Origin of the sequence: Pseudideonella sakaiensis (genome assembly GCF_048320135.1) — a bacterium.
Lineage (GTDB): Bacteria > Pseudomonadota > Gammaproteobacteria > Burkholderiales > Burkholderiaceae_C > Ideonella_A > Ideonella_A sakaiensis_A.
On sequence record NZ_CP182947.1, the window covers coordinates 5,105,917 to 5,131,396 of the forward strand.

Below are 25,480 nucleotides of genomic sequence, written 5' to 3' on the forward strand. Positions count from 1 at the left end.
ACTTTCATGCGATCCCTCCTGCAAACCGCCACGCTGGCCACCTTGACGCTGCTGCCGATGGCCGGCATGGCCGACGTCCGGATCTACGGCCGGCTCGACCTGGCGCCGCTGTACCAGACCAATCCGCGAGACGGCGTCAACTGGCGCCTCGAGGAAGTCTCTGCCAACCGGTTCGGCTTCAAGGGCAGCGAAAAGCTCGGCAAGGATCTCGACGCGTTTTTCCAGCTCGAGCACCGCTTCTACCTCGACACCGGTGCCGAGCGTTCCGGTGCCCGCATGTGGACCGACAAGGCCTGGGTCGGCCTGAAAAGCCGCAGCTTCGGTGCGCTGTCGATGGGCCGGGTGCTGACGGTCGGCAATTCGATCGTCGGCGGCAGCGATACCGAGGCGATGACCGACAGCGCCGGCGCGATCAACAGCCGCAAGGGCCGGATCGAGAACAACATGAACAACGGCCTGTTCTATGAGTCGCCGTGGTTCACGCCGGTCGGCAAGCTGAAGACCCGGGTCTCGGCGCACTATGTGCTGCCGGAAGTCAAGGACATCGAAAATCCGTGGGGCCTCGGCTTCGAATTCCGCCAGGCGCCGTTCCTCTGGGACATCGGCTACCAGCATGACGTCTACCGCGATGCGTCGGCGCCGGCCGCCGAAGACCGCAAGTCGAACTCGTGGTTTACCGGCGCGGCGTGGGACTTCGGCCAGTACGAGGTGAAGGCCACCTATGCCCACTCGAAGGGCTACAAGGGCGTCGTCAGCGACCACTCGCTGTACCGGATGACGACCGGCTCGCTCAGCCTCAATGCGCATTTCGGCCGCTGGGATCTCGGCGTGATGGGCACCAAGAAGCTGGAGAAAAACACCTCCGGTGTCGTGCAGCCCGAAATCAACAAGTTCGCCGTCGGCTATTGGTACAACTTCAGCAAGCGCACCAAGTTCATGCCGACGATCGCCTATGAAGAGCTGAGCGGCCCGGGCTACAAGCCGCGCAGCAACGGCTTCGGCCGCGCCAGGGACAAGCGCGAGAACGTCTACATCGAAATCGGCTTCCGCCACGAGTTCTGAAGCCAGCTTCCGCTCGATGGGCCGATCAGGCCCGCACCGTTTCCACAACCCCAAGGAAAAACACCATGATCAACGATCTGAAGGGCCGTCGCGTCCTCGTCACCGGTTCCTCGTCCGGCATCGGCCTGTCCATTGCCAAGCAGTTTCTCTCGCTCGGCGCCCACGTCGGCCTGCACGGCCACCTGGAGCAGCCGACGGCCGAGGCCAAGGCCCTGGTCGACGAAGCCGGCGAGCACGCGGCGTATTTCCATGCCGACCTGACCAAGTCTGCCAACTGCCGTGCGCTGATCGAGCAGTTCGTGGCCCGCTTCGGCGGCCTCGACGTACTGATCGCGAATGCCGGTGGCCTGGTCGGCCGCCGTGGGCTCGAAGTGCTGGAAGACGACTTCTACGAGCAGGTGATGGACCTCAATGTGCGCTCCGCGCTGATGACGACGCGTTTTGCGATTCCGCACCTGCGCGCTTCGGTCAAGGCCACCGGCCAGACCGCAGTCGTGATCAACACCGGCTCGCTGGCCGGCCGTGAAGGTGGTGGCCCCGGTTCGTCGGTCTACGCCGCGGCCAAGGGTTGGGTGCACAGCGCACAGCGCAACTGGGTGAAGGAATTCACGAAGGACGGCATCCGCTTCAACGTCGTTGCACCCGGCTCGATCACGACCGCTTTCCATGCCGACAAGGACCAGGCGACCGTCGACAAGATCTCGTCGACGATTCCGATGGGCCGTTTCGGCGTTCCGGACGAGGTCGCCCCGGCCTATGTCTTCCTGTCGTCGCATGCCTGGGCCGGCTACATCACCGGCCAGATCCTCGACGTCAACGGCGGCCAGATCTGCCCCTGAGCCCGGCCAAACACTGAGGAAATGAAGGAACCACCATGCCAGCGAATGTCAGCCTGACCAACGTCGTCAAGAAATTCGGACCGGTCAACGTCGTCAACGACGTCAATCTCGAAATCACACCGGGCGAATTCGTCGTCCTGGTCGGTCCGTCGGGCTGCGGCAAGTCGACGACGCTGCGCATGGTGGCCGGCCTGGAGCACATTTCCGGCGGCACCATCTCGATCGACGGCAAGGTCGTCAATCACCTGGCGCCGAAGGATCGCGGCGTTGCGATGGTGTTCCAGAACTACGCGCTCTATCCGCACCTGACGGTGCGCGACAACATCTCGTTCGGCCTGCGCCTCGGGCGCACGCCGCGCAAGGAGATCGATGCCAAGGTCGACCGCGCGGCATCGATCCTCGAACTCGGCCCGTTGCTCGATCGCCAGCCGGCCGAACTGTCCGGTGGCCAGCGCCAGCGCGTCGCGATGGGGCGTGCGATCGTCCGCGATCCGCAGGTCTTTCTGTTCGACGAGCCGCTGTCCAACCTCGACGCCAAGCTGCGCACGCAGATGCGCACCGAGATCAAGCGGCTGCATGCGCGGCTCGGCAATACCGTGATGTACGTCACCCACGACCAGCTCGAGGCGATGACGCTCGCCGACCGCATCGTCGTGATGCGCAAGGGTGTGATCGAGCAGATCGGCACACCGAGCGAACTGTTCAACTCTCCGGCGACGTCGTTCGTCGCGACCTTCATCGGCTCGCCGCCGATGAACGTCTTCCCGTGCACGCTGACCAGCGATGCCGACCGGCTCGCCGTCAATGTCGGCGGCGACAAGCTCGCGCTGCCGGAGCGCGCCCGGCATGCGGTGGCCAACTCGAAGGAGCTGCTGTTCGGTGTTCGTCCGGAGGACATCCACCTGGCGCCGCGCGACAACACGCAAGCCATCCACGGCCATGTCGAGCTGGTCGAGCCGCTCGGCGGCGAGTCCTTCGTCCACGTGCGCATCGGTGACGCGACGTTGATCGTCCGCTCCGAAGGCCGCAAGCTGGTCGAGAGCGACAAGCCAATCACGCTGCACGTCGACCTGCAGCGCATCTATCTGTTCGACGTCGCGACCGACCGCTGCGTATTCCACGACACGGAGGCGGCATCGTGACCTCCATATCCGGAATCGCCCCGCGGGCGGGCGAACTGACCAAGGCGCAGTCCGGCGAAACGGTGATGCAGGCGCTGCGCCGCGACTGGATGCTGTACGCGATGCTGGCGCCGGCGCTGATCTGGTTCCTCGTATTTCTCTACCAGCCGATGTACGGCCTGCAGATCGCGTTCAAGCAGTTCAGCGCGTTCAAGGGCATCGAAGGCAGCCCGTGGATCGGCTTCGGCCACTTCGTCACGTTGTTCGAGAGCGACCAGTTCCGCCAGGCGATCTGGAATACGCTGGTGATCAGTTTCTACTCGCTGATCTTCGCGGCACCGGTGCCGATCCTGCTCGCGCTGATGGTCAACGAGGTGCAGCAGAAGGGCGTGCGCAAGTCGATCCAGACCGCGATCTACCTGCCGCACTTCATCTCGATCGTCGTCGTTGCCGGCATCGTCGTCGCGCTGCTGTCGCCGACCAGCGGCCTGGTCAACAACGCGCTTGCGGCACTCGGCTTCGACCGCACCTATTTCCTGACCCGGCCGGAGTGGTTCCGAACCATCTTCATCGGCTCGGGGATCTGGAAGGAGGCGGGTTTCGACTCGATCATCTACCTGGCCGCAATCATGGGCATCAACCCGGCGCTGTATGAATCCGCGCAGGTCGATGGCGCGACGCGCTGGCAGATGATGTGGCGCATCACGCTGCCGAGCATCGTCCCGACGATCGCGGTGCTGATGGTGATCAAGCTCGGCAACATCCTCGAAGTAGGCTACGAATACATCATCCTGCTGTACCAGCCGACGACCTACGAGACCGCCGACGTGATCTCGACCTATATCTACCGCCTCGGCCTGCAGGGCGCGCGTTACGACCTGGCTGCCGCCGCAGGCATCTTCAATGCCGTCGTCGCGCTGGTCCTGGTGCTGGTGGCCAACAAGATCAGCCGGCGCATCACGCGCACCGGCGTGTTCTGAGCAACAAGGAGCACATGATGATGACGACGTCTTCGCCGATCTATTCGACCGGCGACCGCTGGTTCGGCCGGGTCAACCTGCTGCTGCTGTCGATCTTCGCGATCGGCACGCTGTATCCGCTGATCTATGTCTTCTCGCTGTCGATCAGCTCCGGTGCGGCCGCGTCGGCCGGGCAGGTCTGGCTGTGGCCGGTCGAGATCACGTTTGCCGCGATCGAGCACGTGATGAACGACCGGATGTTCTGGATCTCGTACGGCAACACCTTCTACTACACGATCGTCGGCACGCTGACGAGCCTGGCGCTGATCATTCCTGCGGCCTATGCGCTGTCGAAACCGCGGCTGATGGCGCGCCGCTATTTCGGCTTCTTCATCGCCTTCACGATGTGGTTCAGCGCCGGCATGATCCCGTTCTACCTGAACCTGCGCGATCTCGACCTGCTCGATTCGCGCTGGGGCATCGTGATCTCGTTTGCGGTCAACGCATTCAACATCATCCTGATGCGCAACTTCTTCGAGTCGATTTCGCCGAGTTTCGAGGAAGCGGCCCGGATGGACGGCGCGAACGATTTCCAGATCCTGTGGAAGGTCTATATCCCGCTGGCCAAGCCGGCGATCGCGACGGTTGCGATGCTGTGCGCGATCTCGCGCTGGAACGGCTACTTCTGGTCGATGGTGCTGCTGCAGGACGAGAACAAGATCCCGCTGCAGGTCTACCTGAAGAAGGTCATCGTCGACGTCAGCCTGACCGAAGAGGCGGCCGGCGCAATGACCCAGCAGGGCTACTCGCTGGAGACCGTCACCGGCGCGATCATCGTGTTGTCGATCATCCCGGTGATGGTCTTCTTCCCGGTAATCCAGAAATATTTCACCAAGGGCGTGATGATGGGCGGCGTCAAGGAATGAGCCCCGTGCAGATGCCCGCCAAAACCACCCCATTCAGGAGACATTCCGTGAACCGCTTGACCCGTCTTTCGATCCTCGGCGCGGCGCTGTGCGTTGCGCTCGGAGCTGCCCTGCCGGCCGCGGCACAGTCCGCCGCAGCGGCGCCGATCGTTGCCAAGCCGCTGGATCTGAAGATCCACATGCACTTCCGCGACAAGTTCGTCTGGAACGAGGAGTGGCCGGTCGCGAAGGAAATGACCCGGATGACGAACATCCGGCTGGTCAATACCGCGAGCAAGGTCGCGACCAACAGCACCGAGGCGTTCAATCTGCTGATGGCTTCGGGCAAGCTGCCCGACATCGTCGGCGGCAACAGCCTGAAGGACGAATTCATCCGCTTCGGGATGGAAGGCGCCTTCGTTCCGTTGAACAAGCTGATCGACCAGCATGCGCCGAACCTGAAGGCCTTCCTGCAGAAGAACCCGCTGATCGCACAGGCGATCACCGCGCCGGACGGCAACATCTACTACATCCCCTATGTGCCGGACGGCTCGGCCAGCCGCGGCTGGTGGATCCGCCAGGACTGGCTCGACAAGCTGAAGCTGAAGACGCCGCAGACCGTCGACGAGCTCTACGAGGTGCTGAAGGCCTTCCGCGACCGCGATCCGAACGGCAACGGCAAGAAGGACGAGATCCCGTATTTCAATGGCACGCCGACCGAGGTCTACCGCCTCGTGCTGCTGTGGGGCGGACGTTCGTCGGGTTCGAACTCGGCAATGGACTTCATGGTCGATGCGAACGGCAAGGTCGTGCACCCGTTCGCCCAGGACGGCTTCAAGACCGGCATCAAGAATGTCGCGAAGTGGTACAAGGAAGGGCTGATCGACAAGGAAATCTTCACCCGCAAGAGCCGCGCCCGCGAACAGCTGTTCAGCGCCAACCTCGGTGGCGTGACGCATGACTGGTTCGCCAGCACCAGCACCTACAACCAGCCGAGCTCGATGCCGTCGCGGGTGCCGGGTTTCAAGGTGATCCCGATGGCGCCGCCGGCCGATATCAACGGCAAGCGCTTCGAGGAAGATTCGCGCAAGCTGGTGATGCCCGATGGCTGGGCGATCAGCTTCTCGAACAAGCATCCGGTCGAGACGATCAAGTTGTTCGACTTCTTCTTCTCCGAAGCCGGCCGCCGTCTGTCCAACTTCGGCGTCGAGGGGCAGCAATACACGCTGAAGGACGGCAAGCCGGTCTTCAAGGATGCGGTGCTGAAATCGGCGACCCCGGTCAACAGCCAGTTGTGGGAAATCGGCGCGCAGATTCCGATCGGCTTCCCGATGGACTACAGCTATGAAGAGCAGTGGACCTTCCCGGAGGGCTTGAAAGGCCGCGAGATGTACATCAAGGGCAACTATCTGCTGCCGCAGTTCCCCGGCGTCAACATGACGAAGGACGAACGCGCGGTCTACGACAAGCACTGGACCGACCTCGAGACCTACATGAACGTGATGGCGCAGAACTGGGTGCTCGGCACCAAGGATGTCGACGCCACCTGGGCCGAATACCAGGCGCACCTGAAGAAGAACGGCTACGACAAGGTGATCGCGGTGATGCAGAAGGCCTACGACCGCCAGTACAAGAAGCCCTGAGCCGGGCGCCAGCCCGCCGACACCGAGCCTGCAACCCATTCGTGACGGCGGCCGCATCCAGCGCGCCGTCGTCACGCCGAACCTTGCCTGACTGATTCGCCATGAGCGCCTTGCGCACCCTCGAGCAGCCCGCCACCGGGCGACTGACCCTGCAGCCGACACCGCGCCCCGATGCGCCGCCGACCGAAAATCCGCCGCGCTTCGCGTGGATACCGGACATCGATGCCGGCGCGCAGTATTCGCTTCGGGTCCGGCAACTCGACGGCAATGGCGCGGAATACATCACCGACGGACTGCGGCACAACTTCCACACCCCCGACCGCAGCTTCGAGCCCGGCCGTTATGCCTGGAGTTATGCGCTGTGGTCGCCGACTGCCAGCAGCGTCGTGACCGCCTGGAGCGCCGAGCGGGAGTTCGTGCTCGAGCCCGGCCTGACGCATGCGCCGGCGATGCGGCACCAGGACCGTTACGCCGGCTGCGAGATGGCCCATCCGCGCCTGTGGCTGAACCCGCGGGAGCGCGATGCGATGGTGCGCGCGGTCGGCGCCGATCGCCGCCATCTCGGCTGGGACAGCTTCTTCGAGACCGCGGTGCGGCCTTGGATCGACCGCGAGCTGATCGCCGAGCCGCAACGCTATCCGGGCAACAAGCGCACGCCGGCGCTGTGGCGCAAGATGTACATCGACTGCCAGGAGCTGCTGTATGCGGTGCGGCACCTGGCGGTCGCGGCAAAGGTGCAGCGCGATCCGGCGCTGCTCGAGACGGCGCGCAGCTGGCTGCTGCACATCGCCGGCTTCGACCTGAACGGTGCAACAGCGCTCGCCTACAACGACGAAGCCGCATTCCGGATTGCCGGTGCGCTGGCCTGGGGCTACGACTGGCTGTACGACGATCTCAGCGAAGACGAGCGGCGTGCCGTGCGCGAGGCGCTGTCGGCGCGGCTGGAGGATGTCGCGGTGCACGTGATCGACCACGCGCGAATCCACCTGTTTCCGTACGACAGCCATGCGGTGCGTTCGGTCGCGTCGGTGATGGTGCCGGCCTGCATCGCGCTGCTCGGTGAACATCCGCGCGCGCAGGAGTGGCTGGATTTCGCGATCGACTATTACGACACGCTGTATTCGCCCTGGGGCGGCGCCGACGGTGGCTGGGCCGAGGGTCCGCACTACTGGACCACCGCGATGGCGTATCTGATCGACGCCGGCAACCTGCTGCGCAAATATGCCGGTCACGACATCTACCAGCGCGTCTTCTTCCAGAAGACCGGCGCATTCCCGCTCTACACGAAGGCGCCTGACACGACGCGCTGCTGCTTCGGCGACGACTCGACGCTCGGCGACCTGCCGAGCCTGAAGGTCGGCTACAACATCCGCCACTTCGCCGCGCTGACCGGCGACGGCCATCTGCAGTGGTATTTCGAGAAGATCTGCGAACTGGCCAAGGGCACCGAAGGCGAGTTCTACAACTACGGCTGGTGGAGCTTTGCCTTCGACGAGCTGCAGTACCGCCACGACTGGCCGCAGGTCGACGCCGTCGAACCGCACGACCTGCCGCTGCTGCGGCACTTCAAGGATGTCGGCTGGGTCGCGGTGCAGCGCGACCTGCACGATGCCGACGAGCACCTGCAGTTCGTCACCAAATGCAGTTCTTTTGGGTCGATCAGCCACAGCCATGGCGACCAGGGTGCGTTCCTGCTGTTTGCGCATCGCGAGGAACTGGCGATCCAGAGCGGCTATTACATCGGCTTCGGCACCTCGATGCACCGCAACTGGCGGCGGCTGACGAAGAGCAAGAATGCGATCCTGATCGACGGCAATGGCCAGTATGCCGGCGCCGACAAGGCGAAACAGATCCAGGCCGTCGGCCGCGTGCTCGAGGCCCGGGAGGAGGGCGATGGCACGGTCTTCATCAGCCTCGATCCGTCGGCGGCGTATCGCCTCGAAGTGCCGTATCTGCGCAGCTACCGGCGCGATTTCCACCTGATCCGTGGCCGGCACCTGGTCGTCGTCGACGAGGTCGAACTCGAGCAGCCGGGCCAGATCCAGTGGCTGATGCAGCTGATCGGCGCGCCGCAGATCGGGCAGAGCAGTTTCCGCTACGAAGGCGAACACGGCGGCATCACCGGCGAATTCGTCTTCAGTTCATCCGGGCCGGTCAGCCTGTCGACGGTCGAGGGTTTCGACGATGTCGATCCGGCCGAATGGCAGGGCCTGCCGCCGCATCACCGCGTGATCGCGACGACCCGCCCGGCGCGCAGCCACCGGCTGGTGACGGCGCTGACGCCGTACCGCATCGGACGCTCCGAGCGGCTGCACCATTTCATCGACGACCAGGGTTATTCGACAGCGATCTATTTCCAGGACGCGCAGGACCGCAGCCATTCGATCATCCTGCCGAAGCAGTTCTGAGGCGGCGCCCCCTTGCCCCGATTGCACCTTCCGCGGCTCGACGGCAACAGCCGGCTGCTGCTGTCGCTGATCCTCGCCCAGCTGGCCGTCAATACGTCGATGGCCGGCGTGCGGATGGCCGCGCCGCTGCAGGCGCTCGAGGCCGGTCATGCGGCATGGTCGGTCGGGCTGCTGCTGGCCTTGTTCACGCTGCTGCCGGTGCTGACCGCGATGCCGACCGGCCGGATGACCGACCGCTGGGGTTATCACCGGCCGTTGCAGCTGGCGGTCGGCCTGACCGTCGCCGGTTCGGCGCTGGCACTGCTGGCAGTCCGCCTGCCCGGCCTGTGGCAGTTCGGGCTGCTGTGTTTCGCCGCCGCGGCGGCGGGCGCGGGCGCCAACATCTGCGGCATCGCGACCCAGCGCAGCGGTGGCCGGCTCGGTACCGATGCCAGTGCGCGGCTGCGCATCTTCAGCTGGCTTGCGATGGCGCCGTCGCTGGCGTCGGCGGTCGGGCCGGTGGCAAGCGGCGTGCTGATCGACGGCGCCGGTTTCGGCTGGGCCTATGCATTGATGGCGGTATTGCCGCTGGCGGCACTGCTTCTGGCGCGCGGGCTGCCGCGCGAAACCGGGCGAGCCGACGCGACGGCGATCGCGCCGCGTGGCCGGCTCGCCGAGCTGCTGGCGGTGCCCGGCCTGCGCCGCCTGCTCTTTGTCAACTGGCTGCTGTCGGCGAGCTGGGATGTGCACAGCTTCGCGGTGCCGGTGCTCGGCCATGCGCGGCAGTTCAGCGCATCGACGATCGGCCTGGTGCTCGGCGCGTTCACGCTGGCGGTGACGATGGTGCGGGTGCTGATTCCGCTGCTCGCGCACCGAATCAACGAAGGCAGGCTGCTCAGCACCGCGATGCTGGTCACCGCGCTGATCTTTGCCGTCTACCCGTTTGCCGCCAGCCCGTGGCAGATGGGCATCAGCGCGGCGCTGCTCGGCCTCGCGCTCGGAGCGGTGCAGCCGACGGTCGTCTCCGCGCTGTATGCGGTTGCGCCGGAGGGGCGGCACGGCGAGGTGATCGCCTTCCGCTCGATGGCGATCAGCGTCTCGAATACCGTGATGCCGCTGGCCTTCGGCCTCGGCGGCAGCCTGCTCGGACCAGGCGTGATGTTCTGGCTGATGGGCGCCGCGGTCGGCTCGGGCAGCTGGATCGCACGTGGTCTTCGCCGCAGTGCCGCGCCATCTTCCGCAACCTGACCGGACGAGTCCGGTCGCCTACCTGAACACCATCATGAACACACTCAGCCTTGCCGACCACGGTCCCGTCATTCCGGTCATCGTGCTGCACGAGGTCGAGCACGCGGTGCCGCTGGCCGAAGCGCTGCTCGCAGGCGGCGTCAAGGTGCTCGAAGTGACGCTGCGCACGCCGAAGGCGCTGGCCTGCATCGAGGCGATCGCCCGCCACGTGCCCGATGCGATCGTCGGCGCCGGCACCGTGCGCAACGCCGGCGATGCCCGCGCGGCGCTCGACGCCGGCTGCCGGTTTGCCGTCAGCCCGGGTTATTCGCAAGCGATCGGTGCTGCCTGCAAGACGGTCGGCCTGCCGCTGCTGCCGGGCGTCGCGACCGCCGGCGAGGTGATGGCGGCCAACGACGACGGCCTGTATTTCCTGAAATTCTTCCCGGCGGTGCAGGCCGGCGGGCTGGCGATGCTGAAGGCGCTGGCCGGGCCGTTCCACGATGTCGTCTTCTGCCCGACCGGCGGCCTGACGCCCGAATCCGCGCCGGATTTTCTGGCGCTGCCGAACGTCAAGGTCTGCGGCGGCTCATGGCTGACGCCGGCCGACGCGGTCGAATCGGGTGACTGGGCCCGCATCACCCGGCTGGCGCGGCAAACCGCGACGCTGCGCCGCTGAATCGCAACGCAGACGCGCGTTTCAGTTGCCGCTGCGGTCTCCACGCGTGCTGGTCGCGACGACGCGCCCCTCGACGTCGAAATCGATGTGCACGTTGCGGCGGCCGAAGCTCAGCAGGTTGTAGACCCAGGTCACACCGGCGCGGTTGCCGTACTGCCGTTCGCCGGCCGGCTTGCCGAGTGCCTGCAGCACCTCGCTGCGGCTCATGCCCTGCTTGATCTGGCCGAACTGCTCCGGCGTCACATTGAACCCGGTCGCCGCATGCACTGCCGCTGCAGCAGCAATGCCGCAGCAAAGCGCCAGCAGCCGCGGGGCCCGGCGGCGATTCGTGTGCTGTCCGTTCATCGTGATTTCTCCACTTCGCGGGTCAAAGATCCGGTGCCGCACCGCGCAGCCGGCAGGCGCCCGCTTGCCTGTCGGCGTCTCCAGCGGGTCGATCACCGATGCGTCGGCCCGCCGCTTCTGAATCTTTCGAAAACGCAATCCGGCGACACGATCACGTCAGGGTGCGACCGTTGCCGCCAGCAGATCCTTCACCGCCGTGTCGAGCTTTTCGACGACCGGGCATGACGCGGCGGCGTGGCGGGCGGCAATCCACGCCGGGTCATTGCTGCCGAGCCAGACCTGGCCCGACGCATCCTCCCAGACCAGGGCCTTCAGCGGCAGGTCGATGCCAGCCGATTGTGCACATTCCATCAGCGGCGTGCCACCCTGCGGATTGCCGAATACCAGCAATTCGGTCGGCCGCAGACTCTTGCCGATCTTTCGGGCGCCGGCCGCATGGTCGATGCGGGCAAACACGTTCATGCCACGCTGCTTGACCAGCGCTTCGAGCTTGTCCATGGTCGCCTTCGCGCCGTGCGGGCTGCGCACGGTCACGAGGCCATCCGCGGCATGGGCGGTCAATGCCGCGGTCAGCAGCACGCCGCTGGCGATCAGCCGGGTCAAGTTCATTGCCATTCCTTCAAAGTTGATCATTCGGTCAGCGCCGTCTGGTGGTGCAGCGCCAGCTTCCAGGCTTCACCGTCGTGGACATAGGTCGAGCTGCACAAGGCCTGGTGGTCGGGCGAATCGTCGCGCCCGGCACGCACCGCATAGGCGAGCACCGCGACGCCGGCTGCCGGAAAATTCAGCGTCTGCTTGCGCAGCACGACACTGGTCCAGCGCGGCGCTGCTGCCAGCGCCTCAACGCCGGCCATGCCTTGCAGCACGCCGGTGGGCGGCGGAAATACCAGCAGCGCCGGTTCGGCGAGCCGCTGCCGGATCTTTGCGGCATCGGCGAGCCAGAATTCGCGCTCGAATTGCCACAGGTCTTGCAAGGCGGTGCGTTTGTCTGTCATGCCAGGACGATTCGAACTCTTGGATTCGACGCCGCAGAGGCTGCCGGCGACATGGATTGCTCAGGTGTGGACCCGGCGCAGCCGCCGCGGTTCCGCGGCCCGCGGAAAAAGGCGGGCGCATGCGCTGCGCCGACCCGTGGGATATCCATGGCATTGCTGCACGCGACCCCGGGCTATCATCCGCGCTCTTCAATGACACCGGGAGTTGCAGATGGCGCATTCGAAGATATTTCGCACGCTCGCACTGGCCGCAGCCTGCTCGACCGCCGCCTTCGCCCAGGCGCAGGAAGTGACGCTGCGTGCGATCAATGCCTTCCAGGAAGGCACCACCTTCGCGAAGCCGTTCGAGGCCTTCATCGACAAGGTCAATGCCAACGGCAAGGGCCTGCTGAAGATCAACTACATCGGCGGCCCGAAAGCGATGCCGCCGTTCGAGGTCGGCAATGCGGTGAAAAACGGTGTCGTCGACATCGCCAACGTCACCGGCGCGTTTTATACCAACCTGATGCCCGAGGCCGATGCATTCAAGCTCGCCGAGCGGACGATCCAGGAGCAGCGCAAGAACGGCGCCTGGGAGTTCATCAACAAGCTGCACAACGACAAGCTCAACGCCTGGTACCTCGCGCGCACCGGCGACGGCGTGCCGTTCCACCTCTATCTGAACAAGCCGCTCGACAAGCCCGACCTGAAAGGCCTGAAGCTGCGCGTCACGCCGGTCTACCGCGCGTTCTTCAACGACCTTGGCGCGAACCTCGTGCAGACCGCGCCCGGCGAGGTCTATACCGCGCTCGAACGCAACGTGATCGACGGCTACGGCTGGCCGACGCAGGGCATCCTCGACCTCGGCTGGCAGGAGAAGACGAAATTCCGCGTCGACCCCGGCTTCTATACGGTCGACGTCAACTTTCTCGTCAACCTCGATACCTGGAAAAAGCTCAACGATGCGCAACGCGCATTGCTGACGAAAACCGCCGCCGAGATCGAGGCGAGCAATGCCGACAACGTGCAGATCAACCAGGCCGAGGTCAAGAAGCAGTCGGAAGCCGGCATCAAGGCGATCACCTTCGAAGGCAAGGACCGCGAGACCTGGCTGAATACCGCGCGCGAGTCGGGCTGGGCGCAGATCAAGAAGGTCGCGCCGGCCAACGCCGACCGGCTGCGCGAACTGCTCGCGAAATAACGCGGCGCCCGCAACGCGGTGGAGCGCGACAAGAAGCGCGGCGTCGAGAGGCTGCTCGACCTGCTCGGCGTCGGTGCCGGCGCGGTTTTCGGGCTGATCGCGCTGGCCACCACCTACGACGTGCTGCTGCGCAGCGCGACTGGTGACACGCTGGCCGGCCTCGCCGAACTGGTCGAATACACGCTGTTTGCGTCGACCTTTCTGGCCGCGCCCTGGCTGCTGCGGCACAACGGGCATGTGCAGGTCGACTTCGCGGTCGGCGCATTGCCGGAGCGGCCGCGCCGGCTGGTTCGGCGCATTGCCGACGGCATCGGTCTGCTGGTCTGCCTGGTGCTGCTGGTCTATTCAGTCCAGGTGACCTGGACCGCCTGGCGCGACGGCAGCATCGTGCTGAAGACGCTGGTCTTCCCCGAATGGTGGCTGTTCGCGGTCGTCGTCGTCTCGATGGCGCTGCTGGTGCTCGAATTCGCGCGCCGGTTGTGGATCGGCCAGGTCGAGCCGAGCGGCGCGAGGGACTTCTGATGAGCTGGTACCTCGCGCTGGCGCTGATGCTGGGCCCGCTGTGCACGCTGCTGCTGCTCGGCCTGCCGGTGGCATTCGCGTTCTTCGTCGTCAATGTGCTCGGCGCGATGGTGTTTCTCGGCGGCGATGCGGGGCTCGCGCAGATGGTGCGCAATTCGGCAACCGCGGTGGCGAACTATTCGCTGGCGCCGATTCCGCTGTTCGTGCTGATGGGCGAGATCCTGCTGCACAGCGGCGTCGCCTTTCGCGCGATCAATGCGATCGAGAAGCTGATCGCCCGCGTGCCGGGCCGGCTGCCGATCGTCAGCGTCGTCGGCGGCACGGTGTTTGCGGCGCTGTCCGGCTCGTCGCTCGCGAATACCGCGATGCTCGGCAGTGCGCTGCTGCCGGACATGTTCAAGCGCGGCTACGAGCCGAAGATCTCGATGGGCCCGATCATGGCCACCGGCGGCATTGCGATGCTGATCCCGCCGTCGGCGCTCGCGGTGCTGCTCGGCAGCCTCGCCGGCATGTCGATCTCGAAGCTGCTGATTGCCGGCATCGTGCCGGCATTGATGCTCGCGGTGCTGTTCATCGGCTATATCGTCGTCGCCTGCATCATCGACCCAAGCCGGGCGCCGCGCGACGACGGGCCGGTGGTCGCCGGCTGGGCCCGTTACCGGCCATTCCTGGTCGACGTCGTTCCGCTGTCGCTGGTCTTCATCGCGGTGATCGGCAGCCTGGTCGCCGGCATCGCGACGCCGACCGAATCGGCCGCGCTCGGCTGCGTCGCGTCGGCGCTGGCTGCCATCGGCTACCGCGCACTGGACCTCGGCAAGCTGGTGATCGCGTTGCGCGAGACCGCCCGCATCAGCGTGATGATCCTGTTCATCATCGTCGCGTCGGTGACCTTTGCGCAGATCCTCGCCTTCTCCGGCGCGACCGGCGGCCTGGTCGATCTGGTCGGCCAATCCGGTCTGCCGCCGCTCGGCCTGGTTGCGGCGATGGTCGTCGTGCTGCTGTTTCTCGGCTGCTTCGTCGACCAGGTCAGCATGCTGATGATCACGATCCCGCTGTTCATCCCGATTGCGCAGGCCGCCGGCATCGACCTGCTGTGGCTCGGCGTGCTGTACCTGCTGGCGATGGAGATCAGCTTTCTGACGCCGCCGTTCGGGCTGCTGCTGTTCGTGATGAAGGGTGTCGCACCGGCCGGCATCACGCTCGGCGAGGTCTATCGCGCTGCGCTGCCATTCCTGCTGCTCGAACTGCTGGTGCTGGCGCTGCTGCTGATCTTTCCGCAACTCGGCACCTGGCTGCCGGGGGTGCTGGTGCCCTGAGCACCCGACCAGCGGTCGCGGGCGCAGGCTCAACTGGCGTACCGGTATTCAACGGCTCTTGCGCCGCCCGCTGCTGCGGCTCTTGGCACCACCGTCGCGGCCGCTTTTTGCCGGCGGAGGCGCTTGAGTGGCCAGGCCGGCAGCCGCCTGGTCGAGCCAGAACAGTGCATCGAGCTGGCGGAAAAATGCCTTCAGATAGGCCGGCGAAATCTCCTGCATCGTCTGCAGCGCGCGCAGCACCAGCAACTGCGAATTGAGCGGCCCTGGATTCGCCGGCACGCTGGCCTGCGACTGCGCCATCTGCCGGTCGATGCGCAGCCGCGCCCAGGTATCGCGCGATTCGCGGAGCGCCTTCAGTTCGGGCGTCGCGCCGGGCGTTGCCGGCGCCGAATCCGGAGCGCGCGGCGGCGCAGCGCTGCGGTCGAGCCGGCGCAGCAGGTCGGCCAGCGGCCCGACGTCGCCGCGGCCCTCGAGCCGCGCGCTCAGCCGGCGCAGCGCGCACGCGTCGCGATCGGCGACCAGGCTTTCGATCTCGGGCCTGGCGTCTGGGAAACGCTGCGCGAGCGCGCCAGCACGTTGCGCCAGTTCCGCGATTGCCGACTCGTGCTGTCCGACAAGACCCGCCAGTGCCTGCTGCAGCTTGTCGTCGAGCGCTCGCCGCAGCGCGCCATGCTGCGACGCGGCGCGCTGCGCCAATGTCTCGATGAAGCGGAAACGCACCGGATCAATGCGATCGGCGCCGGCCTCGCGCAATGCGGCGATCACCGCCGCCGGATCGCCACCCGACGCCGGCGCCCGATCGCAGGCTTCACCGACGCGCGGCTTGTCCACCATTGGCCGCTTTCGGCACCGGCGCCATCTCGACGCGGCGATTGCGGGATCGGCCATCGGCATTGGCATTCGACGCGACCGGCTGTTCGGCGCCGAAAGCGGCAGCAAACACCGAGGACGACGGCACACCGGCATCGATCAGCGCCCGCGTCACCGTCAGCGCGCGTTGCGCCGACAGCTCGAGGTTGTCGGCAAAATGGCGGCTGCTGTCGCGCACCGGCTTGTTGTCGGTAAAGCCGCTGACCATCAGCAATTCATCGCGGCTCGCGAGGTAGGCGGCCAGCGGCGCGGCAAGGCTTTGCAGCAGCTGTTTGCCCTCTGGCTGCAGCTGGTCCGAGCTCAGCGCAAACAACACGCTGCCGCTGATGCCGATGCGGCCATTTTCCAGCGTCACCCGGCCGCTGGCCAGCGGGCCGGCGAGCGCCTGCTCCAGTGCCGAGCGTTGCTGCTCGGCTTGCTCGCGCTTGCGCACCTCGGCCTGCAGGCTGTCGACCAGCTGCAATTGCACGCCGAGCACCAGCACCAGCATCAGCACGAAGGCGCCGAGCAGGCCCGACATCAGGTCGCCGAACACCGCCCACGCCGGGGCGTCGTGCTCGATGCCGGTCGAGTCGATGCTGTTGTCCATCACGCAGGCTCGCGCTGCGCCGACAATTCGCGCAGCTGGTCGATGATGTGTTGCTGCGACGAGATCGACAGGTCGATGATCTCGCGCGCCTGGGCGACAAAATAGCCGAGCTGCTCGTCGCTGCGCGCGGTCGATTTGCCGAGCGCGCCTTCGATGCGCTGCAGCTGGCCGATCATCGATTCGCTGGCGTCGCCGAACAGCTTGACCGCAAGCCCGAACGACTCGCCGACGCTGGCCGCCTCGACGGTGCTCGCGGACAGTTGCGCCGAGACCGTCTCGATCTTCGCCGACTCGGCGTCGATCCGTTCGCCGAACTGCGCGCCGGCCTGCTGCAGCATCGCCGCCGACGATTCGACCAGCGTGTCGATCGCGCCGCGCTGCTGCGTCGCCGCATGGTCGACGGCATCGAGCAGGCTGGTGAGGCTCGTGATGATGCGGCTGCGTTCGGCGAGCATCTCGTTGTCGCGGCTCAGGCTTGCCGACAGCTTGTCGCGCAGTTCGGCAACCAGCTCGGCCGCCGCCTGCGGTGCCTGCGCGGCGGTCTCGACCAGCCGCGAGACTTCATTGATCGTCTCGCGTGAACGCAGCTCGGCCTGCTGCTGGATCGCCGCCGCCGTCTGTTCCAGCGTCCGGCAGATCTGCTGTTGCTGCGCCAGCGTTGCCTGGCCGACTTGCTGCCACTCGTGCTGCAGCGACTGCCGCATCGCATCGAGCGACACCGTCCATTGCTCCAGCCGCTTGCGGTCTGCAGCCGCCAGCTCGGCCTGCAATGTGGTGTGCGACTGCTCGACGGTCGCCAGCAGCGTCGTCGACTGGCGCTCCAGGCTCAGCCCGGACTCTCGGCTGAATGCCGCCAGCGTCTGCTGCAGGCCGTCGAGCATCGCCTCGCTGCCACGCTGCTGGCGGGCCAGCGAGTCGGACAAGGCCTCGGAAACGCCGCCGACCGTTGCATCGAAGCGGGTTGCAAGCCCGTCGAGCTGGCGCTCGACCTGGCCGGCGATCTTCTGCTGGAAGGCGCTACTTTCGCGCGCAATCGTCGTCATCGTCGCCTCGGCCAGCGGCTGGATCACGTTGCCGGCAGCTCGGCCGGCTTCGGCCAGGCTTTGCTGCAGCGAGCGGTCGACCGATGCGGCGAGTTCGGAAAAAGCGTTTTCGGTGCGGCTGAAGAATTGCTGCTGGCCGTCGAGCAGCTGCGTGCTCAACACGCTGTGGTGCTTGTCCATCTGCAGCATTGCGGCCTGCATCGTCGCGACCAGTTCGGGCAGCGCCTGCGACTGCAGCTGCAGCGTCTGCAGCGTCTGGCGGCGCTGGTGGGCAAGCGAAAACGGCTGCAGCGAGGTCGCGATCCGCGCATCGAGCTGCTGCGCAAGCTGCTGTCGTTCGCGGCGGCGCAGCGTCAGCAGCATGCCGAGCATCGCCGATGCGGCGACGCCGGCGACCGAGGTGCCGAATGCAAGACCCAGGCCCTTCACCGGCGCGGCCAGTGCCGAACGCATTGTCGCGAGGTCGCTGGTCTGCTCCAATGCCAGCACCGTGCCGTTCAGCGTGACGACCATGCCGAGGAAGGTGCCGAGCATGCCGAGCAGCACCAGCAGCCCGACCAGATACGGCGCCATCGACGGCCCCGGCAGCGCGACGCGTTCGCCCTCTATGCGCAGGCGCACCGCGGTGCGCAGCGACGGGTGCAGCTTTGCCAGCCAGTCGTCCAGCACCGCCAGCTGCTCGGGTAGCCCGGCCAGCGCATCGCCGAGGCTTCGCGTCGCCTGCTGGAAACGCCGCAATTCGAGTGCGCCAGCCAGGTAGGCGGCGGCGATCAGCGCCGTCATCGTCAGTGCGAGTGGATTCGCGCCGAGATAGCCGTAGGCGACCCAGCCGATCGCGGCCAGCCCGAGCAGGAAGACGGCGCCGCCGAGGTGGCGCGTCATGATGGGGTGCCGGCCTGTTCGGCCAGTGCGTCGATCATTCCGTCGATCGGTGACATGCGTAACTCCAGTTCGGCCAGCAGCAGCCGCTGCATCGTCGGCCCGATGGCGTCCGGCGAACCGGCCGCCGGTGCTTGGGCAAAAGCCTTGTCCAGCAAGGCCGGGATTGCGCCGAGCGACTGCCGTTCGCGCGCCGCGAGCGCGCGCTCGAACGCGGCGTCCAGCGCCGCAAGCTGGCCGAGTTCGGCCGAGCGCAGCGCCAGCGTCGTGCGCAGCTTGTCGCGCAATGCGGTGATCCGTCCCTGCATCGACTGCTGGTGCGCCAGATAACAGGCGCGACAGCTCGCCCGGTCGGCGGCATCGGCGTCTGCCAGCAGCGGATCGGCCGAGATGTCGCGGGCCAGGTCGGCGCGCAGCCGCGCCGCGTCGTCGGCGGCCGATGTGCGGCTGCCCGCGCGCGGGGTGCGGCGGGGCGGGGCGTGATCGAGGCCCGCCAATATGTCGGCCACCGCGATCGAATCGGTCCAGCCGACCCACTGGCTCAGCCGTTCAGCGACGGTCTGCGGGGAATCGGCCACCTCGGCGACCTGCAGATCCGACAGCAGGCGAACGAGCTGCGATTGATTGAAGCTCGTGCGGGAAATCTGTGGCATTGCGCCGTCGACCAGGTTGCTGGGCAAAACCGCGGATTTTACGTTGCCGGCGGTTTTTGCCCGGTCCGGACGCCTGGCCGGGGGCGATCAGGGGCTGGCCCGGGTCGGGCGACCGCTCAGACAAAGCCTTCGCGTTGCGCCACCGAGCGCGGATCGCGGCACCAGACGTCGAGCAGGAAGTCCGGTTCGGCATGTTGCACGAGCCGCGGCAGCCCGATCCGCTCGGCCAGCGCGGCATGCACGGTGTCGCCGCTGGCGTCGAAGCCGGCAACCGGATGCCGCCAGTGGCAGGCGAGCACGGTGCCGCCGTCGTCGAGGCTGGCCAGCGTGCGCTCGATCACCGCCGCCAGCGTCGATGGCGACAGGTAGAAACCGAATTCCGACAACACGATCAGGTCGAAGCGGCCGGCCGGCCAGTCGTCGGGCACCCAGCCCTGGACGATCTCGACATTCGGCAGCGATGACACCCGCCTGCGGGCCAGGCTGACCGCGGCGTCGATGCCGTCGCTGGCGACCACCTCGTCGCAGCGTTCGGCCAGCGCGGCGGCCAGTTCGCCATTCGCGCAGCCGGGCTCGAAGGCCCGCCGGTAACGCGGCGCCGGCAGGCTGGCCAGCGTCAGTGCGCGTTTGCGCTGCTCGTACCAGCGGCAACGAAAGCCCCAGGGGTCGTCGCTGGCGGCAAACATCTCGGCGAATACCGCAGCGGAGTGGTGGGTGCCGGGCGTGCTCATCGCGGCCGGCGGAGAAAGAAATATTCCGCAGGCCGCAGCAGCCGATTCAACCGTCGCGGTGTCAACACCGCGTCGCGGCCGTCGTGCTGCGGCGTCAGCTGCGTCTGGTGGGCGGCGATCGCTGCGCGTTTGCGCGCCTGCGTCTCGGCATCGAGCGGCAGCCGATAAAGCTGATCCCACGGCACGCGCGGGTCGGCCGGCTCGGCCCAGTGCCACATCCAGACCGGCGCCTGCAACGCCACTGCGCCAACCGTCGCACAAGCGCGCTCGACCGCCAACGCGGTGGCTTCATGGTCAGGATGACCGTCGTGCGACCAGGTCGTGAAGACGCGATCGCCGGCGCGCAGCAGCGGCTGCAGCATTGCAGTGACGCCGCGGCGCCGCCGCTGCACCTGGCCGTCCGGACAACCGAGCCGGTGCAGCGGCAGTTTGCCGAGGCCGAGGCGGCGCAGGCCCTCGGCTGATTCCTCGCGCCGCCGCAGTGCGAGGCGCTGCGGCGACCAGATCGGCGATCCGGGGTGGCTGGCGTCGCCGTCGGTCACCGCAATGATCGAGATCGGCGAGCCGCGAGCGGCCAGCATCGCGAGCAGGCCGCCGAAGGCCAACACCTCGTCGTCCGGATGCGGCGCAACGACAATGGCCCGGGCGCCCGCCGGCACCAGCTCGTCGAGCGCCAGTGTCGGCAGCCGGTGCAGCCGTGGCCAGCGCTGCCACGCCGACTCCGGCGTGCCGTCGGCGACGATGCGCCGTGCGGCGTCTACAGCGCCCACGGGTCAGCCTCCGTCTGGTCGGCGGCCCAGCTGCCGAGCGCCGCCGCATCGCGGTCGGCACCACTTTGCCGGATGAAGACCGGCAAATCGGCCAGGCGGCGCGCCATCGCGGCATCGCGGCAGAACGGCGCCGGCCCGAGTGCCCGTGCGACTTCGTCGAGCACGCAACGCGCCATTGCATCGGCCGACAGCCGCACCCGCAGCGCGAGCGCCTGCGCGTCGGCCTGCGGATGCGCGTCGATCCAGGCCGCAGCGGCACGCAGCAAGGCCGCGGTCTGCGCCAGGGCGAGGTCGACGCGGCCGAGTGCCGCGGCCCTGAATGCCGCCGCCTGATCGCCGGCTTTTGCATGTTCGGCGGCCCGCCGCACCGCGCTGCGCAAAACGCCTGCAATGCCGAGCGCGCCGCCGTACCAGCAGGCGGCGATGCCGGCGCCGCCGTGCCAGAAGCCGGGCCGCGACAGGTAGTCGCCGCTGCGGCCGACCAGCTCGGCTGCCGCACCATCAAAAACGACATCGATGCTGGCGCTGTCGGCCATGCCGACCGCCTGCCACGGCTCGGCATCGAAGGAGACACCCGGCTGGCGCAATTCGACCCGGGCCAGCCAGGGTCCGTCGCCATCGGCCAGCCAGACCGTCAGCAGCGCATGGCTCAGAAACCGGGCGCCCGAGCACCATGATTTGCGGCCGTCGAGCCGCCAGTCGCCGCCGGCCTGACGGCTGGCAATGACCCGCGCGCCCGGCGCCTCGGCGGCCCAGGTGCCCCAGCTGCTGCCGGGCGGCGCGGCGTCGCGCTGGCCCAGTTCGGCGAGGATGGCCAGCGCATCGGTATGGCCGTCGAACAGCTTGACGAGTGCAAGGTCGCGCGCAGCGACGTCGCTGAGCGCTCGCCAGCGTTCCAGCGTGCGCCCGGAGCCGGGCAGCGGCAGCCGGTCGGCGCCGCTGTCGATCAGCCGGCGCAGTGCGTCGGCCGGATCCGCTGCGCTCATGACTTCGGCCGTCAACATGCACCGATCGGCGCAGCCGCCGGCCTTTCGATCCCGACGCCGGCCAGGCGCAGCAAGGTCGCGCCGAAACCGCCGGCGGCGCGGAAGTCGCGGCGGGCGCTGGTGGTCACCCGCGGCCGCGCAGACCAGGCGACCGACGCACCGCCGGCGAGCAGCGCCTCGACCAGCGCGACGTCCTCGCTGCAGGCAAAAGGCGGAAAGCCGCCAGCACGGCGATAGGCCGCTGCGGCGATGCCGAGGTTGGCGCCGTGGATGTGGCGGTGCCCGTCGGCGTCGGTATACGCCGCGTGGTAGCGGCGCTGCGTCGCCTCGTCGTGATCCTGCCAGTCGGCAACCGCCACGGTGCCGCAGACGGCGTCGTGGCCGGCGTCGGCCAGTGCCAGCTGGTCGGCGAGCCAGTCGGGCGCAACCTGCGAATCGGCATCGGTGAACGCAAGCCAGCGCGCGCCGGCAGCAAGGCAGTGGTGCGCGCCGGCTGCACGGGCGATGCCGACATTGCGCGAGGTGAGGCCAAGCGTGGTTGCGCCGAGGCTGCGGGCGACGTCGCCGGTGGCATCGCTGCAGGCATCGAGCACGACGACGACCAGCACCTGCTCGTTGTGCAACGCAGGCTCGGCGGCCGCGCGGCCGATGCTTGCCAGGCAGTCGCCGATCAGGTGCGCCTCGTCGTGGGCGGGGACGACGACGCCGATCACCGCGCGGCCTCGCCGGTGATCTGGCGTGCCGCCTCGGCAGCGGCGAAACGCCCGGCCGGAGCGGGCGGTGGCTTCTGAAGAACGGTCGGCGGTGGATGAACGGCAATCATCGGCTTGCGGCGTCGGATGGAATCGTTGTCTGTGCGAATGCCAACCCTAGCTGCTCGTCGCGCCTTGCGGCAGGGGCGCCGCATCGAAAGTCCTGTCGGCCGACCGTCAGATCGGCATCCGGCCGGCAACAAGCTGTGGCGCATTCCTACGCGCCTGCGTTTCGCTTTGATGGGTCTGGTTGAGCGGCAAAGTCCCACGGCCCAGGCGGGCGCAACCCAAGTTCTTTAACAAACGATCGTTTGGTATAGTGCGGCATGGCCACCCCTCACGCCGACAGCCGCCTGCCGCTCGTGCTCGATGCCGCCGCCCGGCTGATCCGCAGCCGCGGCTACGAAGGCGCGTCGGTGCGGCAGATTGCGCAGGCCGCCGGCATGTTGCCCGGGTCGCTCTATTGCCATTTCGCGACCAAGGACGAACTGCTGGTGGCGGTTTACCTGCGCGGCGTCGAGCAGATCACCGAAGCCGTGCTGGCAGCCATCGAGCCGCACGACGATCCGTGGGACCGGCTCGAGGCGGCCTGTGTCGCCCACCTCGAGGCGATCCTGCGTGACGACGATTACGCGCAGGTGGTGGTTCGGGTGCGGCCGAGCGACGCGCCGGCTGCCGAGCCGCGGCTGGTCGAACTGCGCAACCGCTACGAGGGGCTGTTCAACGAACTGCTGCAGCAGTTGCCATTGGCCCGCGGCACCGACCGCCATGCGCTGCGGCTGATGCTGATGGGCGCGTTGAACTGGTCGCAGACCTGGTACCGGCCGGACGGCCGGTTCAATCCGCGCGGCATTGCCCGCAAATTTGTCGGCCTGCTGCGCCAGGCCCAGGAGGTTGATGCATGAACCACAACCAGCTGATTCCAAAGGTGCTGGTCACCAAGGTCGGTTTCGACGGCCACGACCGCGGCAGCCGCATCGTCGCGGCCGGGCTGCGCGATGCCGGGATGGAAGTGATCTATACGCCGCCGTGGCAGGAGATCCCGACCGTCGTCAAACTGGCGCTCGAGGAAGACGTCGACGTGATCGGCATCTCGTCGCTCGCGACCGACCACCTGATCGTGCCGAAGCTGATGGCCGCGCTCGACGAGGCCGGGCTCGGCGATGTCGGTGTCGTCGTTGGTGGCATCGTTCCCGATGCCGACGAGGCGATGCTGCTCGAAGCCGGTGTCGCCCGCGTCTTCCACCCCGGCTCCGCGATGGGTGAAATCGCCGCGTTCGTGCACGAACTGGCCGCGTCGGTGCGTTCGCGCCGCGCCGCCACCGCAGAGGAGACGACACGATGAACAAGGCCCTCGACCCGAAACTGTTTTCGTATTCGGTCGCGCTGGAAAACTGGCAGAAGGAGTATTCGGCCGCGCTGCCGAACGACCGTCAGGTGCGCAACCGCTCCGGCATCCCGGTGCAGCCGCTGTATACCGCGCTCGACTGGAATGCCGCCGACCGTGCCGAGTCGCTCGGCGTGCCGGGCCAGCCGCCGTATACCCGCGGGATTTATTCGACGATGCACCGCGGCCGCACCTGGACGCAGCGCCAGCTGATCGGCCTCGGCACCCCGGCCGAATACAACGTCCGGCTGCGCGAGGTACTGGCGCAGGGCGCGACGGCGCTGTCGCTGATCCCGTGCAATTCGGTGTTCCGCGGCTACGACGCGGATGAGTCGCACATCGAACTGCTCGGCACCTGCGGCACCGTCATCAATACCGTCGACGACATGGACGAGGCGCTGGCCGGCGTCGACCTGGCAAAAACCTCGTGTGCGCAAAACGACCCGTCGCCGTTCACGCTGCTCGCCTGCATGCTCGGCGCCGCCAAGCGGCGCGGCACCGACTGGCGGCAGATCAGCGGCACCTCGAACCAGAGCGACTACATCAGCCATTACGTCGCCAACCACATGTTTTTCCGCATCGCGCTGCCCGGCGCGCGGCGCATCCTCGGCGACCACATCGCATTCTGCAACGAGTTCCTGCCGCGCTGGAACCCGATGTCGGTGGTCGGCCAGCACATGCAGCAGGCCGGTGCGACGCCGGCCGAGGCGGTGGCATTCATGCTGTCGACCGCGATCCAGAATGCCGACGATTGCATCAACCGCGGCATGGACCCGGATCAGTTTCTGCCGCGCTTCACGTTCTTCTTCGACATCTCGATCAGCTTCTTCGAGGAGATCGCGAAGATGCGCGCCGCGCGCCGCATCTGGGCACGGATCGCGAAAGACCGGCTCGGCGCGAAGGACCCGCGTTCGTGGCGCTTCAAGTTTCATGCGCAGACCTCCGGCCTCGACCTGACCCGCCAGCAGCCGCTGAACAACATCGCCCGCGTGACGATCCAGGCGATGGCCGGCATCTTCGGCGGTCTGCAGTCGCTGCACACCGACGCCTACGACGAGGCCTTGTCGTGCCCGAGCGAATTCGGCGCCCGCATCGCGATCGCGACGCAGAACGTGCTGCGCGAGGAGGCGCACCTGACCGACGTGATCGACCCGCTCGGCGGCAGCTTCTATCTTGAAAAACTGACCGACCAGATGGAGGAGGAAATCGTCCGCGTGCTGCAGCTCGTCGACGATGCCGGCGGCATGTACCGCGCGGTCGAGTCGGGGCTGGTGCAGCGGATGATCGGCGAGTCGGCGGCGCGTTTCCAGCGCCAGGTCGAAAGTGGCGAGCAGACCGTGGTCGGCGTCAATGCCTACCAGGTCGACGAGGACAGCAGCGCACGGCCGACGAACCGGCGGCCCGATCCGAAAGTAATGCAGGCTCATGTGCAGCGGCTGCGCGAATTCAAGGCACTGCGCTCGCAGGATGCGGTGCGCCAGGCGCAGGATGCGCTGGCGCGCGCCGCCAACGATCCGGCGGACAACGTGTTCGGCCGCGTCGTCGATGCGGTCGAAGCCGGCGTCACGCACGGCGAGGTCTGCGATGTGCTGCGCCGCGAAATGGGTTTCGGCCATGTGCAGGCCATCGTCTGATGGCGG

The 25,480-nt window shown here is 67.2% G+C and carries 26 protein-coding genes; 15 read left to right on the forward strand and 11 right to left on the reverse strand.

The genetic code is table 11. The features are described from left to right. The first annotated feature begins 6 nt into the window (after positions 1-6). From ACNH6H_RS23385 to eda, 9 genes are all read left to right on the forward strand, one after another. Positions 7-1,062 carry a porin gene (locus tag ACNH6H_RS23385; protein ID WP_418320673.1) on the forward strand — a complete coding sequence of 352 codons (1,056 nt, stop codon included), beginning with the start codon at positions 7-9 and terminating at the stop codon, positions 1,060-1,062. A gap of 65 nt (positions 1,063-1,127) precedes the next feature. Continuing rightward, a complete protein-coding gene (locus ACNH6H_RS23390) occupies positions 1,128-1,901 on the forward strand; it encodes an SDR family NAD(P)-dependent oxidoreductase (RefSeq protein ID WP_418320674.1) in 774 nt (257 codons plus the stop codon). A 35-nt stretch (positions 1,902-1,936) separates the two neighbouring features. Continuing rightward, on the forward strand, positions 1,937-3,043 hold the full coding sequence (locus tag ACNH6H_RS23395; protein ID WP_418320675.1) for an ABC transporter ATP-binding protein: 1,107 nt from the start codon (positions 1,937-1,939) through the stop codon (positions 3,041-3,043). Then, positions 3,040-4,002, forward strand: coding sequence for an ABC transporter permease (locus ACNH6H_RS23400; protein WP_418320676.1), 963 nt, complete (start codon positions 3,040-3,042; stop codon positions 4,000-4,002). The genes ACNH6H_RS23395 and ACNH6H_RS23400 overlap by 4 nt, the downstream gene beginning before the upstream one ends. A 17-nt stretch (positions 4,003-4,019) precedes the next feature. Then, a complete protein-coding gene (locus ACNH6H_RS23405) occupies positions 4,020-4,907 on the forward strand; it encodes a carbohydrate ABC transporter permease (protein WP_418320677.1) in 888 nt (295 codons plus the stop codon). 47 nt (positions 4,908-4,954) lie between these two features. After that, positions 4,955-6,529 carry a DUF3502 domain-containing protein gene (locus tag ACNH6H_RS23410; protein WP_418320678.1) on the forward strand — a complete coding sequence of 525 codons (1,575 nt, stop codon included), beginning with the start codon at positions 4,955-4,957 and terminating at the stop codon, positions 6,527-6,529. A gap of 101 nt (positions 6,530-6,630) precedes the next feature. Next, the gene (locus tag ACNH6H_RS23415; RefSeq protein ID WP_418320679.1) at positions 6,631-8,937 is read left to right on the forward strand and encodes a DUF4962 domain-containing protein; all 2,307 of its coding nucleotides are present in this window, start codon (positions 6,631-6,633) and stop codon (positions 8,935-8,937) included. A 12-nt stretch (positions 8,938-8,949) separates the two neighbouring features. Continuing rightward, a complete protein-coding gene (locus ACNH6H_RS23420) occupies positions 8,950-10,164 on the forward strand; it encodes an MFS transporter (RefSeq protein WP_418320680.1) in 1,215 nt (404 codons plus the stop codon). Positions 10,165-10,198: 34 nt separating this feature from the next. Further along, positions 10,199-10,822 (forward strand): bifunctional 4-hydroxy-2-oxoglutarate aldolase/2-dehydro-3-deoxy-phosphogluconate aldolase, encoded by a 624-nt coding sequence (eda, locus tag ACNH6H_RS23425; RefSeq protein WP_418320681.1) that lies wholly within the window; start codon positions 10,199-10,201, stop codon positions 10,820-10,822. A gap of 21 nt (positions 10,823-10,843) precedes the next feature. Here eda and bamE read toward each other — a convergent pair whose 3' ends face one another. The 3 genes from bamE to ACNH6H_RS23440 all read right to left on the reverse strand — a co-directional run bounded on the left by bamE (position 10,844) and on the right by ACNH6H_RS23440 (position 12,162). Continuing rightward, the gene (gene bamE, locus ACNH6H_RS23430) at positions 10,844-11,167 is read right to left on the reverse strand and encodes an outer membrane protein assembly factor BamE domain-containing protein (RefSeq protein WP_418320682.1); all 324 of its coding nucleotides are present in this window, start codon (positions 11,165-11,167) and stop codon (positions 10,844-10,846) included. Positions 11,168-11,323: 156 nt separating this feature from the next. Next, entirely contained in the window at positions 11,324-11,776 is a 453-nt protein-coding gene (locus ACNH6H_RS23435) for a DUF302 domain-containing protein (protein ID WP_418320683.1), read from the reverse strand. Between the two features lie 20 nt (positions 11,777-11,796). Continuing rightward, positions 11,797-12,162 (reverse strand): hypothetical protein, encoded by a 366-nt coding sequence (locus ACNH6H_RS23440; protein ID WP_418320684.1) that lies wholly within the window; start codon positions 12,160-12,162, stop codon positions 11,797-11,799. A gap of 211 nt (positions 12,163-12,373) precedes the next feature. On the opposite strand from ACNH6H_RS23440, the gene dctP reads away from it, so the two are divergent. Genes dctP through ACNH6H_RS23455 form a run of 3 tightly spaced genes read left to right on the forward strand, consistent with a single transcriptional unit; the run spans position 12,374 to position 15,180 of the window. Continuing rightward, on the forward strand, positions 12,374-13,342 hold the full coding sequence (dctP, locus tag ACNH6H_RS23445; protein ID WP_418320685.1) for a TRAP transporter substrate-binding protein DctP: 969 nt from the start codon (positions 12,374-12,376) through the stop codon (positions 13,340-13,342). Between the two features lie 18 nt (positions 13,343-13,360). Further along, a complete protein-coding gene (locus tag ACNH6H_RS23450; protein ID WP_418320686.1) occupies positions 13,361-13,864 on the forward strand; it encodes a TRAP transporter small permease in 504 nt (167 codons plus the stop codon). Next, positions 13,864-15,180 carry a TRAP transporter large permease gene (locus ACNH6H_RS23455; RefSeq protein WP_418320687.1) on the forward strand — a complete coding sequence of 439 codons (1,317 nt, stop codon included), beginning with the start codon at positions 13,864-13,866 and terminating at the stop codon, positions 15,178-15,180. Before ACNH6H_RS23450 ends, ACNH6H_RS23455 begins: the two co-directional genes overlap by 1 nt. Before the next feature lie 48 nt (positions 15,181-15,228). Here ACNH6H_RS23455 and ACNH6H_RS23460 read toward each other — a convergent pair whose 3' ends face one another. The 8 genes from ACNH6H_RS23460 to ACNH6H_RS23495 all read right to left on the reverse strand — a co-directional run bounded on the left by ACNH6H_RS23460 (position 15,229) and on the right by ACNH6H_RS23495 (position 22,414). Beyond that, entirely contained in the window at positions 15,229-16,011 is a 783-nt protein-coding gene (locus ACNH6H_RS23460) for a DUF2894 domain-containing protein (protein ID WP_418320688.1), read from the reverse strand. Next, the gene (locus ACNH6H_RS23465; RefSeq protein WP_418320689.1) at positions 15,989-16,639 is read right to left on the reverse strand and encodes an OmpA family protein; all 651 of its coding nucleotides are present in this window, start codon (positions 16,637-16,639) and stop codon (positions 15,989-15,991) included. Before ACNH6H_RS23465 ends, ACNH6H_RS23460 begins: the two co-directional genes overlap by 23 nt. Then, positions 16,639-18,564: a DUF802 domain-containing protein gene (locus ACNH6H_RS23470; protein ID WP_418320690.1), complete on the reverse strand. Its 1,926-nt coding sequence runs from the start codon at positions 18,562-18,564 to the stop codon at positions 16,639-16,641. Before ACNH6H_RS23470 ends, ACNH6H_RS23465 begins: the two co-directional genes overlap by 1 nt. After that, the gene (locus tag ACNH6H_RS23475; RefSeq protein ID WP_418320691.1) at positions 18,561-19,214 is read right to left on the reverse strand and encodes a DUF3348 family protein; all 654 of its coding nucleotides are present in this window, start codon (positions 19,212-19,214) and stop codon (positions 18,561-18,563) included. Before ACNH6H_RS23475 ends, ACNH6H_RS23470 begins: the two co-directional genes overlap by 4 nt. Positions 19,215-19,330: 116 nt before the next feature. Next, positions 19,331-19,945 carry a class I SAM-dependent methyltransferase gene (locus ACNH6H_RS23480; RefSeq protein WP_418320692.1) on the reverse strand — a complete coding sequence of 205 codons (615 nt, stop codon included), beginning with the start codon at positions 19,943-19,945 and terminating at the stop codon, positions 19,331-19,333. Further along, a complete protein-coding gene (locus ACNH6H_RS23485; RefSeq protein WP_418320693.1) occupies positions 19,942-20,715 on the reverse strand; it encodes a PIG-L deacetylase family protein in 774 nt (257 codons plus the stop codon). The genes ACNH6H_RS23480 and ACNH6H_RS23485 overlap by 4 nt, the downstream gene beginning before the upstream one ends. Continuing rightward, on the reverse strand, positions 20,703-21,719 hold the full coding sequence (locus tag ACNH6H_RS23490) for an acyl-CoA dehydrogenase (protein ID WP_418320694.1): 1,017 nt from the start codon (positions 21,717-21,719) through the stop codon (positions 20,703-20,705). Before ACNH6H_RS23490 ends, ACNH6H_RS23485 begins: the two co-directional genes overlap by 13 nt. Further along, on the reverse strand, positions 21,713-22,414 hold the full coding sequence (locus tag ACNH6H_RS23495; RefSeq protein ID WP_418320695.1) for a glycosyltransferase: 702 nt from the start codon (positions 22,412-22,414) through the stop codon (positions 21,713-21,715). The genes ACNH6H_RS23490 and ACNH6H_RS23495 overlap by 7 nt, the downstream gene beginning before the upstream one ends. Positions 22,415-22,779: 365 nt before the next feature. Between ACNH6H_RS23495 and ACNH6H_RS23500 the strand changes: the two genes are divergently transcribed. Genes ACNH6H_RS23500 through ACNH6H_RS23510 form a run of 3 tightly spaced genes read left to right on the forward strand, consistent with a single transcriptional unit; the run spans position 22,780 to position 25,474 of the window. Beyond that, positions 22,780-23,358: a TetR/AcrR family transcriptional regulator gene (locus ACNH6H_RS23500; RefSeq protein ID WP_418320696.1), complete on the forward strand. Its 579-nt coding sequence runs from the start codon at positions 22,780-22,782 to the stop codon at positions 23,356-23,358. Further along, positions 23,355-23,798, forward strand: coding sequence for a cobalamin B12-binding domain-containing protein (locus ACNH6H_RS23505; RefSeq protein ID WP_418320697.1), 444 nt, complete (start codon positions 23,355-23,357; stop codon positions 23,796-23,798). The genes ACNH6H_RS23500 and ACNH6H_RS23505 overlap by 4 nt, the downstream gene beginning before the upstream one ends. Further along, positions 23,795-25,474 carry an acyl-CoA mutase large subunit family protein gene (locus ACNH6H_RS23510; protein ID WP_418320698.1) on the forward strand — a complete coding sequence of 560 codons (1,680 nt, stop codon included), beginning with the start codon at positions 23,795-23,797 and terminating at the stop codon, positions 25,472-25,474. Before ACNH6H_RS23505 ends, ACNH6H_RS23510 begins: the two co-directional genes overlap by 4 nt. The last annotated feature ends 6 nt before the right edge of the window (positions 25,475-25,480 follow it).

What these genes read in the sequence shown, in the direction of transcription:
- ACNH6H_RS23465 (WP_418320689.1), bottom strand. Translation starts at nt 16,639, where the DNA reads ATGGACAACAGCATCGACTCGACCGGCATCGAGCACGACGCCCCGGCG.
- ACNH6H_RS23440 (WP_418320684.1), bottom strand. Translation starts at nt 12,162, where the DNA reads ATGACAGACAAACGCACCGCCTTGCAAGACCTGTGGCAATTCGAGCGC.
- ACNH6H_RS23500 (WP_418320696.1), top strand. Translation starts at nt 22,780, where the DNA reads ATGGCCACCCCTCACGCCGACAGCCGCCTGCCGCTCGTGCTCGATGCC.
- ACNH6H_RS23505 (WP_418320697.1), top strand. Translation starts at nt 23,355, where the DNA reads ATGAACCACAACCAGCTGATTCCAAAGGTGCTGGTCACCAAGGTCGGT.
- ACNH6H_RS23470 (WP_418320690.1), bottom strand. Translation starts at nt 18,564, where the DNA reads ATGACGCGCCACCTCGGCGGCGCCGTCTTCCTGCTCGGGCTGGCCGCG.
- bamE (WP_418320682.1), bottom strand. Translation starts at nt 11,167, where the DNA reads ATGAACGGACAGCACACGAATCGCCGCCGGGCCCCGCGGCTGCTGGCG.
- eda (WP_418320681.1), top strand. Translation starts at nt 10,199, where the DNA reads ATGAACACACTCAGCCTTGCCGACCACGGTCCCGTCATTCCGGTCATC.
- ACNH6H_RS23510 (WP_418320698.1), top strand. Translation starts at nt 23,795, where the DNA reads ATGAACAAGGCCCTCGACCCGAAACTGTTTTCGTATTCGGTCGCGCTG.
- dctP (WP_418320685.1), top strand. Translation starts at nt 12,374, where the DNA reads ATGGCGCATTCGAAGATATTTCGCACGCTCGCACTGGCCGCAGCCTGC.
- ACNH6H_RS23415 (WP_418320679.1), top strand. Translation starts at nt 6,631, where the DNA reads ATGAGCGCCTTGCGCACCCTCGAGCAGCCCGCCACCGGGCGACTGACC.
- ACNH6H_RS23455 (WP_418320687.1), top strand. Translation starts at nt 13,864, where the DNA reads ATGAGCTGGTACCTCGCGCTGGCGCTGATGCTGGGCCCGCTGTGCACG.
- ACNH6H_RS23405 (WP_418320677.1), top strand. Translation starts at nt 4,020, where the DNA reads ATGATGACGACGTCTTCGCCGATCTATTCGACCGGCGACCGCTGGTTC.
- ACNH6H_RS23490 (WP_418320694.1), bottom strand. Translation starts at nt 21,719, where the DNA reads ATGTTGACGGCCGAAGTCATGAGCGCAGCGGATCCGGCCGACGCACTG.
- ACNH6H_RS23390 (WP_418320674.1), top strand. Translation starts at nt 1,128, where the DNA reads ATGATCAACGATCTGAAGGGCCGTCGCGTCCTCGTCACCGGTTCCTCG.
- ACNH6H_RS23480 (WP_418320692.1), bottom strand. Translation starts at nt 19,945, where the DNA reads ATGAGCACGCCCGGCACCCACCACTCCGCTGCGGTATTCGCCGAGATG.
- ACNH6H_RS23395 (WP_418320675.1), top strand. Translation starts at nt 1,937, where the DNA reads ATGCCAGCGAATGTCAGCCTGACCAACGTCGTCAAGAAATTCGGACCG.
- ACNH6H_RS23435 (WP_418320683.1), bottom strand. Translation starts at nt 11,776, where the DNA reads ATGAACTTGACCCGGCTGATCGCCAGCGGCGTGCTGCTGACCGCGGCA.
- ACNH6H_RS23475 (WP_418320691.1), bottom strand. Translation starts at nt 19,214, where the DNA reads ATGCCACAGATTTCCCGCACGAGCTTCAATCAATCGCAGCTCGTTCGC.
- ACNH6H_RS23385 (WP_418320673.1), top strand. Translation starts at nt 7, where the DNA reads ATGCGATCCCTCCTGCAAACCGCCACGCTGGCCACCTTGACGCTGCTG.